The organism is Streptomyces sp. B21-105, from assembly GCF_036898465.1.
Lineage (GTDB): Bacteria > Actinomycetota > Actinomycetes > Streptomycetales > Streptomycetaceae > Streptomyces.
On record NZ_JARUMJ010000001.1, the window covers coordinates 5874727 to 5892375 of the forward strand.

13 protein-coding genes and 2 pseudogenes are annotated in these 17649 nt (G+C 70.6%); 4 read left to right on the forward strand and 11 right to left on the reverse strand.

From position 1 onward, the window contains the following. Positions 1-16 precede the first annotated feature (16 nt). From QA802_RS26645 to trhA, 3 genes are all read right to left on the reverse strand, one after another. Positions 17-742, reverse strand: a complete 726-nt coding sequence (locus tag QA802_RS26645; protein WP_334527526.1) for a Mut7-C RNAse domain-containing protein — start codon at positions 740-742, stop codon at positions 17-19. A 34-nt stretch (positions 743-776) separates the two neighbouring features. Next, positions 777-1466, reverse strand: coding sequence for a TetR/AcrR family transcriptional regulator (locus QA802_RS26650; RefSeq protein ID WP_443042179.1), 690 nt, complete (start codon positions 1464-1466; stop codon positions 777-779). Positions 1467-1654: 188 nt separating this feature from the next. After that, complete coding sequence (trhA, locus tag QA802_RS26655) at positions 1655-2368, reverse strand: PAQR family membrane homeostasis protein TrhA (protein WP_334527532.1); 714 nt, start codon at positions 2366-2368, stop codon at positions 1655-1657. A gap of 339 nt (positions 2369-2707) precedes the next feature. On the opposite strand from trhA, the gene QA802_RS26660 reads away from it, so the two are divergent. The 3 genes and pseudogenes from QA802_RS26660 to QA802_RS26670 all read left to right on the forward strand — a co-directional run. After that, entirely contained in the window at positions 2708-4531 is a 1824-nt protein-coding gene (locus QA802_RS26660; RefSeq protein WP_334527535.1) for a phosphoenolpyruvate carboxykinase (GTP), read from the forward strand. Between the two features lie 548 nt (positions 4532-5079). Then, positions 5080-6066 carry a collagen-like domain-containing protein gene (locus tag QA802_RS26665; protein WP_334527538.1) on the forward strand — a complete coding sequence of 329 codons (987 nt, stop codon included), beginning with the start codon at positions 5080-5082 and terminating at the stop codon, positions 6064-6066. A 44-nt stretch (positions 6067-6110) separates the two neighbouring features. Beyond that, positions 6111-6503 (forward strand): annotated as a pseudogene (locus QA802_RS26670) (GDP-mannose 4,6-dehydratase); the annotation flags it as partial. Between the two features lie 102 nt (positions 6504-6605). Here the strand turns inward: QA802_RS26670 and QA802_RS26675 are convergent. The 6 genes from QA802_RS26675 to QA802_RS26700 all read right to left on the reverse strand — a co-directional run bounded on the left by QA802_RS26675 (position 6606) and on the right by QA802_RS26700 (position 14674). Next, on the reverse strand, positions 6606-7880 hold the full coding sequence (locus tag QA802_RS26675; RefSeq protein WP_334527541.1) for a glycosyltransferase: 1275 nt from the start codon (positions 7878-7880) through the stop codon (positions 6606-6608). A 362-nt stretch (positions 7881-8242) separates the two neighbouring features. Continuing rightward, on the reverse strand, positions 8243-8701 hold the full coding sequence (locus QA802_RS26680; RefSeq protein ID WP_334527545.1) for an SCO4983 family protein: 459 nt from the start codon (positions 8699-8701) through the stop codon (positions 8243-8245). A 90-nt stretch (positions 8702-8791) separates the two neighbouring features. Then, complete coding sequence (locus QA802_RS26685; protein ID WP_334527547.1) at positions 8792-10003, reverse strand: pyridoxal phosphate-dependent aminotransferase; 1212 nt, start codon at positions 10001-10003, stop codon at positions 8792-8794. 87 nt (positions 10004-10090) lie between these two features. After that, a complete protein-coding gene (locus tag QA802_RS26690) occupies positions 10091-11128 on the reverse strand; it encodes an antibiotic biosynthesis monooxygenase (RefSeq protein ID WP_334527549.1) in 1038 nt (345 codons plus the stop codon). Continuing rightward, the gene (locus tag QA802_RS26695; RefSeq protein ID WP_334527552.1) at positions 11125-13851 is read right to left on the reverse strand and encodes a molybdopterin-dependent oxidoreductase; all 2727 of its coding nucleotides are present in this window, start codon (positions 13849-13851) and stop codon (positions 11125-11127) included. Before QA802_RS26695 ends, QA802_RS26690 begins: the two co-directional genes overlap by 4 nt. 1 nt (position 13852) lies before the next feature. Continuing rightward, entirely contained in the window at positions 13853-14674 is an 822-nt protein-coding gene (locus QA802_RS26700) for an FAD binding domain-containing protein (RefSeq protein ID WP_334534907.1), read from the reverse strand. Between the two features lie 396 nt (positions 14675-15070). Between QA802_RS26700 and QA802_RS26705 the strand changes: the two genes are divergently transcribed. Beyond that, positions 15071-15934: a S1 family peptidase gene (locus QA802_RS26705; RefSeq protein ID WP_334527554.1), complete on the forward strand. Its 864-nt coding sequence runs from the start codon at positions 15071-15073 to the stop codon at positions 15932-15934. A 45-nt stretch (positions 15935-15979) separates the two neighbouring features. On the opposite strand, the pseudogene QA802_RS26710 reads toward QA802_RS26705, so the two are convergent. Both QA802_RS26710 and QA802_RS26715 read right to left on the reverse strand, forming a co-directional pair. After that, positions 15980-16240 (reverse strand): annotated as a pseudogene (locus QA802_RS26710) (amidohydrolase family protein); the annotation flags it as partial. A gap of 37 nt (positions 16241-16277) precedes the next feature. After that, entirely contained in the window at positions 16278-17552 is a 1275-nt protein-coding gene (locus QA802_RS26715) for an amino acid deaminase (protein ID WP_334527557.1), read from the reverse strand. Between the last annotated feature and the right edge of the window lie 97 nt (positions 17553-17649).

Sequence of the window (17649 nt, forward strand, 5' to 3'; positions counted from 1 at the left end):
CCGACAGGTCTGCGGGTCAGCCCGGGAACTCGGCGAGGGCGCGTTCCACGATGGCCTCCAGCTGGTCGTGGTGCGCGCCCTTCCAGTACGCGCGTCCGCAGGAGCGGCACTGGGCGAAGACGTCGTAGTTCTGCTGGGTGCCGTGTTCCAGCTGGTCGGCGACCTCGTCCTTGGTGGCCTGGCGCAGCTCGCCGTTGCAGGCGGTGCACCTGGTCCAGGGGCGCAAGTCGGGCGCGAACCGGTCGAGGACGTCGCGCAGTTGCTCGGCGGGGTCGGTGCTGTAGACGTAGCCGCCCGCCCACAGTTCGCGCCGGCGCAGCAGGCCCCGGTCGCGGCTGAGCATGACGCGCTGTTCGGCGGCCGAGCGGGCGGCGAGCGCCGGGTCGCCGATGTCGGTCGACTCGTACGCCGTGTCCACGCCGAGCAGACGCATGCGGCGGGCGAGGGTGCCGAGGTGGACGTCCAGGAGGAAGCGCAGCGGGGCGCCGGGTACGCGTTGGGGGCGGGCGACCGGGCGGACGGTGACGGACTCGCCGTCGGCGGGGATGTGCGAGACCGGTGCCTCGCGGCCGTCGACGACGAGGGAGCCGACCTCGGTGAGGGGCACCCCGAGGGACTCGACGACGTGGCCGAGCGTCGACACGCCGTCGACGGTGAGTGCGGTGGCGCCGGCGCGCCGGGTGTGCGGGACGAACAGGGCCAGCTCGGGAGCGACTTCGACGCGGATCTCGGGTGCGTTCACCTGGTCAGGATGGCACGGGGGGAGGGGCGGGGTCTCAGGGGTTTCCGCTGCCCGGAGCCTGCTCCCCGCCGGGCTCCGGACCGTCTTTCCGACTGTGTTCCAGGTCGTGTCCCAGTCCGTGTTCGAGGACGTCCAGCGCGCGGTCTAGGAGGGCGGGGAAGTCGCCCTGGTGGCCGTTCTCCGCCCAGTACATGGACGCCTCCATCAGGCCGCCGAGGAGCGACATCGCGTGGACGCGGACCTCCAGACCGTCGGGGTCGTGGCCGGTGCGCTCGGCGATCGCGACGCAGAGCAGCCGGCCGGTGACCGACATGCTCTCCATCATCCGCGAGCGCACCGCCGGAACCTGGACCAGCAGCCGGGTGCGCAGTCTGGCCACCTCGACGTCGTCCTCGACGCCCGCGCGTGCGGCCGCCAGCATCACCTGGCGGATGGACTCCGGCCACGGCTCGTCCGTCGGACGGGCACGCAGCTCCTCCAGGAGGACGGGGTCGTACTCGTCGGTGAGGACGATGTCCTCCTTGGTCGGGAAGTAGCGGAAGACGGTCGACGGCGACACCTCGGCGCGCTCGGCGATCTGGTCGATCGTCGTGGCGTCGTAGCCCTGCTCCCTGACGAGCGCGTAGGTCGCGGTGCGGATGGCCTCGCGGGTCTTGATCTTCTTGCGCTCACGCAGACCGAGTCGCGGGCGGTCGGCGGGGGAGCTGATGCGTGCGGCCGTCATGAGGCTCATTGTCGGGCATCGGTCCGAGCGGCGGCCCCGTCGGGACCGGTGCCCGGGGGCCGCCGCCTCGGGCGTCCGCGTCCTTGACGCGAGGGCTCGCCGGCAGGAACGCCGCCGCCAGCAGCGTGGAGACATGAAAAACGGCCATGGCGGGGACGCCATGGCCGGAACGGAGTTGTGCGGGGCGGTCAGCCGTGCTGGTACGCCACCAGGGAGATGCCGACGTAGTGCACGACGAACGCGGCGAGGGTGAGGGAGTGGAACACCTCGTGGAAGCCGAACCAGCGCGGTGACGGGTTGGGGCGCTTGATGCCGTAGATCACGCCGCCCGCGCTGTAGAGGACTCCGCCGACGATGACCAGCACCAGGACCGCGATGCCGCCGGTGCGCATGAAGTCGGGCAGGAAGAAGACGGCGGCCCAGCCCATGGCGATGTAGCAGGGGGTGTAGAGCCAGCGGGGCGCGCCGACCCAGAAGACCCGGAAGGCGATCCCGGCGAGCGCCGCCGCCCAGATGCCCCACAGCAGCCACTGCCCCTTGCTGCCGGGCAGGAGCAGCAGGGTGAGCGGGGTGTAGCTGCCCGCGATGATCAGGAAGATGTTCGCGTGGTCGAGTCTGCGCAGGACGCCGTCCATCCGGGGGCTCCAGTCGCCACGGTGGTAGAGGGCGCTGACCCCGAACAGCAGGCAGGCGGTCAGGGCGAAGATTCCGCAGGCGACGCGGCCACGGGTCGAGTCCGCCAAGGCGGTCAGGACGAGTCCGGAGACGAGGACTGCCGGGAACATGCCGAGGTGCAGCCAGCCCCGGAGCTTGGGCTTGATCTCTTCCGACAGGGAGTGCGCGAGGGACGCGGAGCCGACGGCCGGCGAGTCCGTGGGCGCGTCAGGGACGGACGCAGTCATGGGCCAATCGTACCTACGGGACCGTAAGTTACGTGTCAGTACGGCGCGGCCGAGAGCGAGGAGTGGTCATCGTCTCACGGTGTGCAGGTCAAGGGCCGGCCGGGTGAAGGTCACGGGACGTGAAGCGCAAGGTCATGGGAACGCAAAGCTACGTCCGTACACGTGGCCATCCTCACTCCGCTCACTTGTGAGGCCCTCTGGACATATGGGCGCGACCGTCGGATGATCAAATGAGTGCGGTCGACACCGGATGAGCGCCAGGGGTTCATCACTGTGCAGCATCCGGGTCGCAGCCCCCACGGGGCCTCCAACAAAAAATCCCTCTTTTTAGGAGCAATCGTGGCGCGCGACATCGCGGCTTCCCCCGTCATTCCCACCCAGCACCAGGAACTCGTCTCCTGGGTGAACGAGATCGCCGAACTGACGCAGCCGGACAACGTGGTCTGGTGTGACGGATCCGAGACCGAGTACGAGCGACTGTGCGAGGAGCTCGTCGAGCAGGGCACGTTCCGCAAACTCGACCCGATCAAGCGCCCCAACTCCTACTACGCGGCCTCCGACCCGACCGACGTCGCCCGGGTCGAGGACCGCACCTTCATCTGCTCCGAGAAGGAGGAGGACGCGGGTCCCACGAACCACTGGAAGGCCCCCGCCGAGATGCGGGAGATCTTCACCGGTGAGAAGGGCCTGTTCCGCGGCTCGATGCGGGGCCGCACGATGTACGTCGTCCCCTTCTGCATGGGCCCGCTGGGCTCACCGCTGTCCGCGATCGGCGTCGAGATCACCGACTCCGCCTACGTCGCCGTGTCCATGCGCACCATGACCCGCATGGGACAGCCGGTCCTGGACGAACTCGGCCCCGACGGGTTCTTCGTGCGTGCCGTGCACACGCTCGGAGCGCCGCTCGCCGAGGGCGAGGCCGACGTGCCGTGGCCCTGCAACTCGACCAAGTACATCTCGCACTTCCCCGAGAGCCGCGAGATCTGGTCCTACGGTTCCGGCTACGGCGGCAACGCGCTGCTCGGCAAGAAGTGCTACGCGCTGCGCATCGCCTCCGTCATGGCCCGGGACGAGGGCTGGCTGGCCGAGCACATGCTGATCCTCAAACTCACGCCGCCCACCGGCGAGTCCAAGTACGTCGCCGCCGCCTTCCCCAGCGCTTGCGGCAAGACCAACCTCGCCATGTTGGAGCCCACCGTCTCCGGCTGGACGGTCGAGACGATCGGCGACGACATCGCCTGGATGCGCTTCGGCGAGGACGGCCGGCTGTACGCGATCAACCCCGAGGCCGGCTTCTTCGGCGTCGCGCCCGGCACCGGCGAGCACACCAACGCCAACGCGATGAAGACGCTGTGGGGCAACTCGGTCTTCACCAACGTCGCCCTCACCGACGACGGCGACGTGTGGTGGGAGGGCATGACGGAGGAGACCCCGGCGCACCTCACCGACTGGAAGGGCAACGACTGGACCCCGGAGTCCGGGGTTCCGGCCGCCCACCCCAACGCCCGCTTCACCACGCCCGCGGCGCAGTGCCCGATCATCGCGCCCGAGTGGGAGGACCCCAAGGGCGTGCCGATCTCGGCGATCCTCTTCGGCGGCCGGCGCGCGAGCGCGGTCCCGCTGGTGACCGAGTCCTTCGACTGGAACCACGGCGTCTTCCTCGGCGCGAACGTGGCGAGCGAGAAGACGGCCGCCGCCGAGGGCAAGGTCGGCGAGCTGCGCCGCGACCCGTTCGCCATGCTGCCGTTCTGCGGTTACAACATGGGCGACTACATGGGTCACTGGGTCGATGTCGCCAAGGGCAAGGACCAGGCGAAACTCCCGAAGATCTACTACGTCAACTGGTTCCGCAAGAACGACGAGGGGCAGTTCGTCTGGCCCGGCTTCGGGGAGAACAGCCGCGTCCTGAAGTGGATCGTCGAGCGTCTGGACGGCCACGCCGAGGGCGTCGAGACCCCGATCGGCATCCTGCCGACGAAGGACGCCCTCGACACCAAGGGCCTCGAACTCGACGACGAGGACCTCGACTTCCTCCTCTCCGTCGACAAGGAGATCTGGCGCGAGGAGGCCGCCCTGGTCCCCGAGCACCTCAACACCTTCGGCGACCACACCCCGAAGGAACTGTGGGACGAGTACCGCGCGCTGGTGAAGCGCCTGGGCTGACTCCCGTCCGAGACTCCGCGGCCGGTTTGGGGATGCCCTGACCAGCGATCGTCACGACCGGCCGCGGTGCGGTACCGGACACCCCCACGAGAGGCTTTCGCCTCTCGTGGGGGTGTCGTTTGCGAACTGGGCCTAGCCGCACCACACGGAACAGAAACGCCCGGAAGGCATCGCCCAAGAGCTGGGGCACGCCTTCATGGCGTTGGAGGAGGCGGAGCGGCAGGGTCTGCTGCCGTCCTTCGAGGACTGCGTCGCGTAGCGGGGAATCCTCGGCAGCGGCGCCGGAGAGGGGACGCCGTGCAACTGCCCTGAGGCTGCCCTTCGGTGAATTCCACCCTTTCGGCGGAATGGTGAAGCAGCGACGAGGGCATGGGTGTCGCCCGGGTGACCCGAAGCCACAATATCGGACGATCATTCATATTTCTTTCACAAAATGTGAAGGATGTGCTTGTTGTTCGTGACCGTAGGTGAAGTGGCATGCGAGCGGCATGGAACTCACTCAGTGCGCGCTTGCTGCTGATCCCCTCCCCATCGTGAGGAAGGTTCACTTGAACCGTAGAACGATTCGAATCTCGCGCCTGAAATCCGCCACGCTCGTCTCGGCGGGCGCGGTCGCCGTGGCGCTCAGCGTCGTCCCGAGCGCGGTGGCCGTCGCCGACGTGGCGCGTCAGCCGGGCACCGACAGTTCCGTGACGCCGCTGCGTCCGATCGAGCGGCCCTCCGCGGCCATCGCCGACGCGATCCGCAGGGCGGGCGCCGAGGGCCAGGCGACGGTGCAGTCCGACCGCGCCATGAGGTCCGCCGCGGACAGGGACAAGGACAAGCACCACAGCGGCCGTGACCACGCCGGCCCCCGGGGGCCGCGCGGCCCCCAGGGCCACGAGGGCAGGCCGGGGAAGCCGGGCAAGCCCGGAAAGCCGGGGAAGCCCGGCAAGCAGGGCCCGCCCGGCCCGCAGGGCCCGCAGGGTTTCCAGGGAACCGACGGTGCTGACGGCGCCGATGGAGCCGACGGCGCGCAGGGCAACCAGGGGTTCCAGGGCAATCAGGGCTTCCAGGGCAACCAGGGGTTCCAGGGTGACCCGGGAGCACAGGGCAACCAGGGGTTCCAGGGTGACCCGGGGGCGCAGGGCTTCCAGGGGTTCCAGGGTGACCAGGGGCCGCAGGGTTTCCAGGGTGACTCGGGGGCGCAGGGGTTCCAGGGGTTCCAGGGAACCCAGGGTGACCCGGGGGCGCAGGGCTTCCAGGGCAACCAGGGCAACCAGGGCAACCAGGGCAACCAGGGGTTCCAGGGCGTTCAGGGCGGCGTCGGCAGCAACCTGTACGTCAAGACCGCGACGGGGGCGGGAGGTGCCATCGCCACCTGTGATCTCGGGGACGTGGCCACCGGCGGCGGGGCCACGAACAACGGCGGCAATATCCGGGACAACTCCCCGGTCGGCGGCACGCCCACTTCGCCGCCCACGGGATGGACGGCCAGCGTGGCGAACGACAGCTCCGTCCAGGTCTTCGTGGTCTGCGCCGACGTGATGCCGTAGTCCTTCGTGAGCGGCGGTGCGGTACCGGCCGCCGGAGACCGGGCGTGCGCGGTGGGTGCCCTTCGAGGCTTCGGCTTCGGAGGGCACCGCCGCACGAGTACGTCCGACCGTTCGACCGCACAACCCACTCAGGGACCGAGGCCAATCTGGCGCCGGTGGCGAACGCCCCCGGCTACACCTTCGTCGGGGGCGACATCTGCGACCCGGACGTGGTCGAAGAGGCCATGGCGGGCCAGGACGCGGTGGTGCACTTCGCCGCCGAGTCGCACGTCGACCGGTCGATCGAGGGGGCCGATCCGTTCGTCCGCACCGATGTGCCGGGCCCGCAGGTGCTGCTCGACGCCGCCCGTCGGCACGGCGTCTGCCGCTTCGTCCAGGTGTCCACGGACGAGGTGTACGGCTCGACAGCCGAAGGGTCGTGGACCGAGGACCGGCCCTGAACAGGCGCGTCGGCCCTGAACAGACGCGAGGCGCCCCGCGGGACCCATGAGTCCTGCGGGGCGCCTCCCGTACCCGGGACCGGGGCCGCCTGGACCCGCCTAGACCAGCAGCGGGCCGCCGCAACGCTCGGCGCCGTCCTTCACCGAGATGAGGTTGGCGATCACGTACGAGATGTTCTTCTCGGAGTGCCACTGGGACGGGAAGCAGGTGGTCAGCCGGGAACTCTGGAACCTCGCCTCGATCTCCGGCACGAACGCGCGGTACTGGTCGTCCGTGTAGTACCAGAACGAGTTCTCGTTGTAGTAGGCGACGTGGGTCGGGTCCTGGTACGCGCCACGGCCGTCGGAGCTGGGGGTCGTGCTGAGGAGCATGCCGCCGGGCGCCAGCAGCCGGTACAGCTCGTTGATCAGGGGAATCTTGGCCGGCACGTGCTCCAGGAAGTCCACGGCCCGCAGCAGGCCGACGGAGTCGTCGGGCAGGTCCAGCCGGCCCGGCAGGGTCGCGACGATGTCGACGCCCTCACCCGGGTACTGGTCCACGCCCAGGTAACCGGGCGGCTTCCGGTGCGCTGCTCCGAGGTCCAGCGCGAGCAGCCCTCTGCGGTAGGTCCAGGCGAGGGCGTTGGCCTCGATGTACCTGTCGTACAGGGCGACCGTCTCGCTCTGGATGTGCGCGTTGGTCTCCGGGTCGCGCTGGGTGTTCGCCGGGTGCATCCGCTGCAGGTACAGACAGCGGGGGATGTGGTGGAAGTCGCCGACGTGGAACAGACGGCACATCAGGTCCTGGTCGTCCAGGACCGAGCGGGAGGCGTCGTAACCGCCGGCCGTCTCGTAGGCGTCCCGGCGGAACGCCCGTACGTGGTTGGGCGCGTACCAGATGTACGCGACGTTGTGCGGCGTCGGAGCCATCGCCCTGACCTGCAGCAGGTTCTGGCCGTCGACGCGCACGTCCTCGTAGTGCCAGCCGTGCGACTCGTTGAAACGGCTGTCGTCCCGTTTCCCGTCCTCGGTGATCTGCGCGGTGTTGCTGTAGACGAAGACCGCGTCGGGATTCTCGTCGAACGCCTTGCCGAGCTCCGCCAGGCACGCCTTCGCCAGCAGGTCGTCGTGGTCGAGTTCGACGAGGATCTCGCCGCGGGCCAGCTCACAGGCCCTGCGCTTCGCGGCTCCGACGCCGGTGACGTCGTCCGCGAACTCGATCCGGACCCGGTCGTCGGGGCGCTCCGGTCGCCAGCGGGCGCCGTTGTTGAGCAGGACGATCCACTCCCAGTCCGGACAGGTCTGCGCCTGCAGCGTCGCCAGGCAGTCGTCGAGGAAACGGGTTCGGTGGCTGGGGGTGAAGACGGAGAACCTCGGGGTGGCCGTCGACGTCATCTGGTGCTCCCTGCTCGGCTCGATGGTCGCGGAGGCCGACTGAGAGCGGACCGCGGGCGTGCCGACGTGCCGGAGTCGACCACCGTCATGTGCGCCGACGTTACGAGTCCGTCGCGATGACGCCGCCGTTCGGCAGGCGCTTGTGGTGTACAGATCACCCGAATGGGCGGACCGCGGCGGACCGCAGCGATGCGCGGCTGCCGGGTGTCGTGGAGGAGCGGGACGACCGGTCGTGTGGGCGTGACACGGTCATGGCGCCCGGTCCGCGCGTCGCTGCGGGTGCACGCGGACCGGGGCCGTTCGAGGTCCCCGACGGGGAGTCCGGGGAAGCCGGGGGGAGTCCGGGATCCCCCGGGACGGGGTCAGCCGGCGGTGCTCAGTTCCTGCTGCTCCGCCTGGCCGGCGGCGTGCGCGTCCATCCGCTGGGCCGCCAGGATCGCGGCGGCGGTGTCCGCGCGGGACGCCGCGACGACGAGGGCCCGGCCGGCGAGGGCGTGGGCCCGGTCGTGCAGGGCCGCGACGTGCGGCGCGGCCGGACCGGGGGCGTGGGACGAGCGGACCTGCGTCCGCCCGCCGCGCAGCCGGGCCACCTGCTGGGCGAGCCGGCCGGCCGCGGTGTCCAGGTCGGCGGACGGCGCCGTGGCCCGCAGCTCGTCGGTGACGGCGAGCAGCGCCGCGAGATGACCTGCGAGCTGGATGTCCAGCTCCTCCTCGCGGGAACGGTGGGGGAAGTCCGCGGGCGTGCCGGCCATCTTGGTGTGGGCGGACCTACCGGAAGTACCGGAAGTCCCGGAAGACTGGGTGCGGATCGGCTCGTACATGAGGATGGCCTCCCGTGCTGTCAGGAAACCATCCTAGCTTGGATCTCGTCTAAAGTTGAGGGATTCAAGAAGTCGTTGCCCGGATGATGTTTAAGTCTGGCTGTAGCCGTCCAGGAAGCGGGCGATCCGGCCGACCGCGTCCCGCAGATCCGTCGCCGTCGGCAGGGTGACGACCCGGAAGTGGTCCGGCTCCGGCCAGTTGAAGCCGGTTCCCTGGACCACCATGATCTTCTCGCGGCGCAGCAGGTCGAGGACCATCTGCCGGTCGTCCCTGATCTTGAAGACCGCGGGGTCGAGGCGCGGGAAGAGGTACAGCGCCCCCTTCGGCCGCACGCAGCTGACGCCCGGGATCTGCGTCAGCAGCTCGTACGCCGTGTCCACCTGCTCCTTGAGCCGGCCGCCCGGCAGCACCAGGTCGTTGATCGTCTGGCGTCCGCTCAGGGCGGCCACCACCCCGTGCTGGCCCGGCATGTTCGCGCACAGGCGCATGTTCGCCAGGATCGTCAGGCCCTCGATGTAGGAGTCGGCGTGCGCGCGCGGGCCGGAGATCGACATCCAGCCGACCCGGTAGCCGGCCACCCGGTACGCCTTCGACATGCCGTTGAAGGTGAGGGTGAGCAGGTCGGGGGCGATCTTGGCGGTGGGGGTGTGGGTGGCGCCGTCGTAGAGGATCTTGTCGTAGATCTCGTCCGAGCAGATCAGCAGGTTGTGCCGGCGTGCGATGTCCGTCAGCCCCCGGATCATCGCCTCGTCGTAGACCGCGCCGGTCGGGTTGTTCGGGTTGATGATGACGAGCGCCTTGGTGCGGTCGGTGACCTTGCGCTCGATGTCGGCGAGGTCCGGCATCCAGTCCGCCTGCTCGTCGCAGCGGTAGTGCACGGCGGTGCCGCCGGACAGCGACACGGCGGCGGTCCACAGCGGGTAGTCCGGGGCCGGGACGAGCACCTCGTCGCCGTCGTCCAGCAGGCCCTGCATCGCCATGACGATCAGCTCGGAGACGCCGTTGCCGATGAAGACGTGCTCGACGTCCGTCTCGATGCCGAGCGTCTGGTTGTGCATGACGACGGCCCGGCGCGCCGCCAGCAGGCCCTTGGCGTCGCCGTAGCCGTGCGCCGTGGAGACGTTGCGGAGGATGTCCTCCAGGATCTCCGGCGGGGCCTCGAAGCCGAAGGCGGCCGGGTTCCCGGTGTTCAGCTTGAGGATGCGGTGACCGGCCGCTTCCAGCCGCATCGCCTCCTCGAGAACCGGCCCCCGGATCTCGTAACAGACGTTGGCGAGCTTGGTCGACTGGATCACCTGCATGTCTGGGAGCTTACGGCCCGGTAACGCCTCCGGGGGCGTGTTTTCCGCCACGTAAGGCGTGGATTTCGGGTGGTTTCCGGTGATCGCTCAGGGTAGTGTCCAGATCTGTGTCGTGATGACGTAGAAGACGGCCACCCAGAACGCCGTCAGGACGGCGACGGTGCCGAGGCCGATGAGGTGGGTCCGGGTCGCCGGCTCGTCCGGGGCCGGTCTCAGCCAGCGCTTGAGGAGCCGGTTCACGTAGTACGGCATGGTGAGGAAGCTCATCAGGAAGCTCGACAGCAGGTTGCCCACCAGCAGCCCGAGCCAGAGCGGCATGTCCAGCGGCGACAGGGCGAGCGTCAGCAGCACCACGGTCGGATACAGGCCGACCCAGACCGCGAGGGCCGTCCGCGTCTCGGAGGGCGCCGCCGCCCCCTTGCCGTTCCCCTCGAAGGCGAACCAGCTGCCGAAGGAGTGGTCGACCGTGCGCAGCCGGAAGTCGTCGAACTTCTCCCCCTCGGCGAGGAGCTGCCGGCGTCTGCTCGACGTCAGCCAGGCGTCGAGGTGCTCGGCGTTGTCGAACCGGTACAGGGTGGTCCAGTCGTCCTGCACTCCTTCGACCGGCTGGAAGATCTCCGTTCCGCGAAACCCCTCGAACTTCTCCTCCTCCCGGGTCAGCCGGCGCTGCCAGGCGAGGAACTCGTCGACGTGGGCCGGGTCGACCCGGTGGGTGACCATCACGGTCACCAGCGGATCCGTCGGACGGGTGCCGCCGCTGATCACCTGCTGGGTTCCGGGGCCGTCCAGGTACTCGTCGCCGACGTCCAGGAGGCGCTGTCGCGTGTCGCTGTCGATCCACGCCTTGAGGTGCGCCACGGAGTCGAACCGGTAGACGACGACCCACTCGGGCTGTACCGGGGTCGGCGGGGAGACCTCGACGCCCAGGTACCCGGCGTAGCCGGCGGCGGCGGAGTTGACGTCCTCCTGCCATGACTCGTACTCCCGTTCGAGTCCGGGGAGTACCTTCTGGTGGATGACCGCCGTCGCTCCCGCGCTCCGGTCGCGGTCGGTGGTGTCGGTGCCGGCGGCCCTGCCGGCTCTGCCGGTGCGGTCGGCCCTGTCGGTGCGGTCGGTGCCGCTCATGAGCCCGGGCCCGTCGCCACCGACTGCCTTGCGGCGAGCCGGCTCCAGATCCGCTCCGGCGTCAGGGGCAGGGAGCGGAAGCGGACGCCGGTGGCGTCGTGGAGCGCGTTCGCCAGCGCCGGGGCCACCGGGTTGATGCAGCATTCCGCCATCCCCTTCGACCGCAGCGGGCCGACGGAGTCCGTCGAGGCCACCAGCAGCACGTCGGTGCGTGGGACGTCGGCGTAGGTGGGGATGCGGTAGTTGCGCAGATTCGGGTTCGTCATGACGCCGTTCTCGTCGACGTGGTGGTTCTCGGTCAGCGCGAACCCGATGCCCTGGGCGACCCCGCCCTCGACCTGGCCGCGGACCTGAGCGGGATTGATGACCACGGCGGCGTCGGTCGCCTGGACGCTGTGCAGGATGCGGATCTCGCCCGTCACCGGGTGGACGGCGATCCGGAACCCCTGCGTGTTGGAGGTGACGCTGCGGGGCGAGCCGTAGGCCTTGCGGGCGGCCGTGAACCGGATGCCACGGGCCCGGGCCGACGCGACGAGCTCGGCCAGCGGCACCCGCCGGTCGCCGCAGACGACCTCCTCGTCGTCGATCGAGCACAGCACGAGATGCACGCCGGTGTACGCGGCGGCGTACTCCAGGATGCGGTCGCGCACGGCGTCGGCCGCCCGGAGCACCGCGTTGCCCGAGACGAACAGTCCGGCACTGGCGAAGGCGCCGGTGTCGAATCCCGTGCGGTCCGTGTCCGACTGCACCAGGCGGATCCGGGACGGCGTCGTCCCCAGCTGGCCGGCCGCGATCTGGACGTGCGCGGTCGACGTGCCCTCCCCGAACTCGACCGTGCCGACGGCCAGTTCGTAGACGAGGTCGTCCCCCAGGGTGACCCAGGCCTCGGAGACGTGCTCGGTCGGGGGCGCGGTCTCGTGCAGGGAACTCGCGACGCCCGCGCCCCTCAGCCAGCCGGGGCCGGGCGGCGGCAGGCCGGCGGTCCGGGCCAGGGCGTTCTCCACCAGGTCGATGCACTTGGCGAGGGAGTCCTCGCTGAACGCCACGTCGTCGGGGCCGTCGTGCAGGGCCACGAGCGGGTCTCCCGGCCGCACGATGTTCCGGCGCCGCAGGGCGAGCGGATCGAGGTGCAACGCGCGCGCCAGTTCGTCCATCGCCGACTCCACGGCGAACGCCGGCTGCGTCATCCCGTATCCGCGCAGCGCCCCGCTCGGCACGGTGTTGGTGTAGACGGAGAAGGCGTCGTACCTCTTGTTGGGGCAGCGGTAGATCGCCACGGCTGCGCCTCCCGCGTACAGCGTCTCGCCGCCGTGGTTGCCGTAGGCGCCCGTGTTCGCCACATTGCGGACCTGGAACGCCGTGAGGGTGCCGTCGGCCTTCGCCCCGAGCTTGACCGTCAACGTCATCGGGTGGCGTGGCGAGGCCGTGGTGAACTCCTCCTCGCGGGTGAACTCGAAGCAGACGGGCCGCCCGGTGTCGAGGGCGGCGAGCGCCGCCAGATCCTCCGAGATCACCTCCTGCTTGCCGCCGAAGCCGCCGCCGACGCGCTTGCAGAACACCCGCAGCTGGTCGGAACGCAGCGAGAACAGATAGGCGAGTTTGACCTTCGCGATCGACGGCGACTGAGAGCTGGTGCGCACGTTCAGCCGGCCGTCCTCCATCCACGCGATCGAGCCGTGCGTCTCGAGATGCGCGTGCTGCACGCGGGGCGAGAAGTAGGTGCCCTCGTGGATCACGTCGGCGTCGGCGAACCCCGCGTCCACGTCGCCGATGTGCGTGTGCAGCTCGAGCAGCACGTTGTGGGTGGGGTCGCGGACGAACGGGTCGTGAAAGCCGTGCAGTTGCGGCGCCCCCTCCGCCATCGCCTCCAGTGGCTCGAACACGGCCGGCAGGACCTCGTACTCCACGACGACCTTCCGGCAGCCCTCCTCCGCCGCCGCGACGGTGTCGGCCAGCACCGCGACCACGCGCTGGCCCACGAAGCGGACGGTGTCGTCGAGGATGCGGGTGTCGTCCGGATCGACCAGATGGTCGGTGTGGATGGCCGTGGTGAAGCGCCGGCGCGGCACGTCCTGCCAGGTGTAGACCCGGTGCACGCCGGGGACGGCGAGGGCGGCGCTCTTGTCGATCGAGACGATCCGGGCGTGCGCGTGCGGGGAGTGCAGCACCTTGAGGTGCAGCATGCCGTCCAGGCGGGTGTCCATCGTGAACTCGGCGCGGCCGGTCACCACGTCCTCGGCGGCCGGCGCCCCGACGCTGCGGCCGACGGCCCTGCCCGGCGCGGCGCTCTCCACGCCGACCACGCCGTTCACCGCGTCCTCGATGGCCCGATAGCCGGTGCAGCGGCAGAGGTTGCCCTTCAGCGCCCGGGGCAGGTCCGTCTTCTGGGCGTCGGTGAACGTCGCGGCGGTCATGATCATCCCGGCGGTGCAGAAGCCGCACTGGAACCCCGGGGCGTCGCGGAAGCGCCGTTGCGTGGGATGCAGGTCGCCCGGTGACCCCAGACCCTCGATCGTGGTCACCTCGCGGCCGTCCGCGCGGAAGGCGGGGGTGATGCAGCTGTGCACCGGATCGCCGTCCAGCCAGACCGTGCAGGCGCCGCAGTCGCCCGCGTCGCAGCCCTTCTTGACGCCGTGATGGCCGAGCGCGCGCAGGAAGGTGCGCAGGCACTGGCCGGGTGCGGGTTCCTCCGTGAAGCTCCTGCCGTTCACGAGGTAGGTCATGTCACGTTCCAGCCATGAGTTCGCGACGAATCTCTTCGGCGAAGTGCCGTGTCAGATGGCGCCGGTGGCCGGGGGTCCCGTTGGGGTCGGCGAACCAGACGTCGGCGGGGACGGCGTCGATGCTCTGCCGCAGGGTCACGGCGTCGGGAAGGCCGTCGAACGCAAGGCGCACCGGCCGGGTGGTGCCCGCCGTGACCGTGAGCAGCAGGTCGCCCGACCCCGGGGCCCGGGTGCCGATCAGGAACACCGTCGAGCGGCCGAGGCGGGTCAGGGTGAAGCGGCGGTGCGCGGCACGCCTTCTCAGGGCGTGCGCCGGGATCATGACGAGCCGCAGGACCTCGCCGGGAGCGAGAACGTTTCGGTGGTCCCCGGTCACGAACCCGACGGCGTCGAGGACCCGTGTGGACCCGTCGGGAGCCCACAGTTCGTACCGTGCCTCCAGCGCGACCGTCAGCGTGATCATCGACCCGGCGGGCAGGGACAGGCAGATGTTCCCGCCGACGGTCGCCGAGTTCCAGACCTTGAACGAGGACAGCAGGGCCTCGCAGCAGCGTGCCAGGAGCGGGCCCGCGATCCAGTCGGCGGGCGGCGTGAACGCGTGCAGGTCGCGGATGGTGCACGTCGCGCCGATCTCGAGGCCGGCGTCGCTGCGTACCAGCGGATCCCAGTGCAGCGCCGTCAGGTCGACCAGGCGGCGCAGATCGGGCTGTTCGGCGGAGAACAGCCATGTTCCGCCCGCGAGCCAGGCGTCGCCTTCACGCCAGTCGGCATCGGGCCGGACGGCCGGTCGGCGTACGACTTCGGTAATGGTGTGCAGGTCCACGGAGTCGATCTCCCTCACGGCGACGAACGTGCGGAGGGCCACTGTCGACGGGGCGCGATGGGCGCGGAGAGTCCCTCTCAGGGTATCCCCGGGCGGGCCGGCCCCGCGATGTCAGCCCTTGGGGCGGGAGGGCGTCGCGCCCTGCCCCCGCCCCCCCCGCGCCCTGGACGCGAGGGCGTCGCCCCTTCCGCCGCCGCCCCCTCGGCCGCCGCCGCCCCTTCCGTTGCCCCCGCCCCTTCCGTCGCCCCTGCCCCTGCCCCCTGCCCCCACCTCCCGCCCGTCCGTGGCCGAAAGCAGACCCTTGCTCTCCTCCCCTCTGGAACCAACAATGCGCATGACAAAACAGCGGGCGGCCGGAAGATCTCCGGTCGCCCTGTCGCAAGAGGGGACCCCCACATGAGAAAGCCTCTCGTCGCCGCCTGCTTCGCCCTGGCCATCGCCGGGGCGGGCGCGGCGCCCGCGGTCGCCGCACCGGCCGCGGCCGGGACCGGGGCGGCCACGCCCAAGGCCGCCGCGCCCACGCTCAAGGCCGTCAACCTCGCCGGGACCGTCGCGCTCAGCAACTGCTCCGGCTCGGTCGTCCGCTTCCCCAGCTCCCTGGACACCGACCCGGCGCTCGTGCTCTCCAACGGACACTGCCTGTCGACCGGGTTCCCGGAGCCGGGCGAGGTGCTCGTCAACCAGGCCTCCAGCCGCACCTTCGGCCTGCTCAACTCCTCCGGCACCCGGGTCGCGACGCTGCGCGCCAGCAAGCTCGCCTACGGGACGATGACCGACACCGACGTGTCGATCTACCAGCTCACCAGCACCTACGCGTCGATCAAGAACTCGTACGGCATCTCGGCGCTGACCGTGCAGGACACCCACCCGGTCGCCGGCACCGCCATCACCGTGGCGTCCGGTTACTGGAAGCGGCTCTACAGCTGCAACATCGACGGGTTCGTCTACCGGATGAAGGAGGGCGACTGGACCTGGAAGGACTCGGTCCGTTACACCTCCGCCTGCCAGACCATCGGCGGCACCTCCGGCTCGCCGGTGATCGACCAGGCCACCGGCAAGGTCGTCGCCGTCAACAACACCGGCAACGAGGACGGCCAGCGCTGCACCGAGAACAACCCGTGTGAGGTCGACGCGAACGGCAACGTCACCGTCCGCAAGGGCATCAACTACGCCCAGGAGACCTACCTGATCCCGGCCTGCTTCAAGGCCGGCAACCAGATCGACCTGAACAAGAGCGGGTGCACCCTGCCCAAGCCGTAGGGACTGTCCGCCGGACAGCCCTGAGGCGGGCGGCGGGGCGTTCCGTCACGTGGGACCGCGACGGACCGCCCGCCCCGCCAGCACGTCCGTGCGCCGGCCGTCCTCGATGACGAACCGGCCGTCGACCAGGACGTGCGGGATGCCCGTCGGCAGGGTGCGCGGGGACCCGTACGTCGAGCCCGCCGCCACCGTCGCCGGGTCGAAGAGCACCAGGTCGGCGCGGTGCCCCTCACGGATCACGCCCTGGTCCGGCAGCCGCAGCCGGGCCGCCGGACGGCCGGTCGGGTGGGCGACGCACTCCCGACGACGAGGTCTTCCATGGTCGGCCTCCGGCTCGAACGGGTCAGAAGTACGTGCGGATGTAGTCGACCACCGTGCCGTCCGCCTCGGCCAGCGGGATCAGCGGCCACTTGTCGAAGGACGTGCACGGGTGGGACAGCCCCAGGCCCACCCAGTCGCCGACCTCCAGGTCCGCCTCGTCCGTCGTACGCAGCCAGGCGTGCTGGTCGGAGAGCGCGGTCACCGAGACGCCGGTCGCGGGCCGTTCCCGGCCGTCGCGGCGGATCACCTGGGCGAAGGGCAGGTCGAGGTCGTAGGCCGCGTCCCGCTTGCCCGCGTTGACGAACGCCTGGTCGGGGGAGGGGCGGGAGACGACCTGGGTCCACAGCCGCAGCGCGGGCTCCAGCGCGCCCTCCTCCGGGACCCGGTTGAACGGCGTCAGCCCCCGGTAGTGGCCGTCGTCGTGGCTGACGTACGCCCCCGAGCGCAGCAACTTCACCACGGGCAGGGACAGTTCGGGGATCCCCGCGAGGACGTCGGCGACCGCGTCGAACCAGGAGCTGCCGCCCGCGCTGACGATGATCTCCTCGGCGTCCGCGAACCGGCCCGCCCTGTCGAAGCCGGCGGCCAGGGCGACCAGCCGGCGCAGCCATGCGCGCACCCGCTCCGGGTCGGCCCCCGGCGTCTCTGCCTCGTAACCCGCGACACCGACCAGCCGCAGCGTCGGGACGGCCGCCACCGCGTCCGCGACCGCCGCGCACTCCTCCTCCGTGCGGACGCCGGCGCGGGCGCCCTCACCGGCCGCCAGTTCGACCACGACGTCGAGGGGGCGGACGGCGCCGCGCAGGGCCGCGTCCATCAGCTCGACGCCGCGCACCGAGTCGACGTAACAGACCAGGCGGAACGCGGGGTCGGCGTCGAGCTCGGCGGAAACCCAACGCAGGGCCGCCGCGTCGACCAGTTCGTTGGCGAGGAAGATCCGCCCGACGCCGTACGCCCGGGCCACCCGCACCTGGTGCGGGACCGCGAGGGTGATGCCCCAGGCGCCGTGGTCGAGCTGGCGCCAGAAGAGCTGCGGGGCCATCGAGGTCTTGCCGTGCGGCGCGAACGCGAGGCCGTGCCGGGTCGCGTACGTCTCCATGAGCGCGAGGTTGTGCTCCAGGCGCTCCGCGGAAAGGGCCAGCACCGGGGTCGGGAAGCCGCCGGTGAAGAGGTCGCGGCGCTGGGCGGCCAGCTCGCCGACGGTGAGGCCGTCGGCGTCCGGCGGGAGGCCCTTGAAGCGGTGGTCGACACGTTCCTCGGCCAGTCGGGCGAGCGCCGCGATCGCCTCGGTACTCATGGAACCTCCCTGATCAGGAGCGTTGCACATAATGCAGCGTCCATTGCGTATGCCGCTCACGGCTGTCTGACAAACGCGGGGCCAACGGACCGTTCCT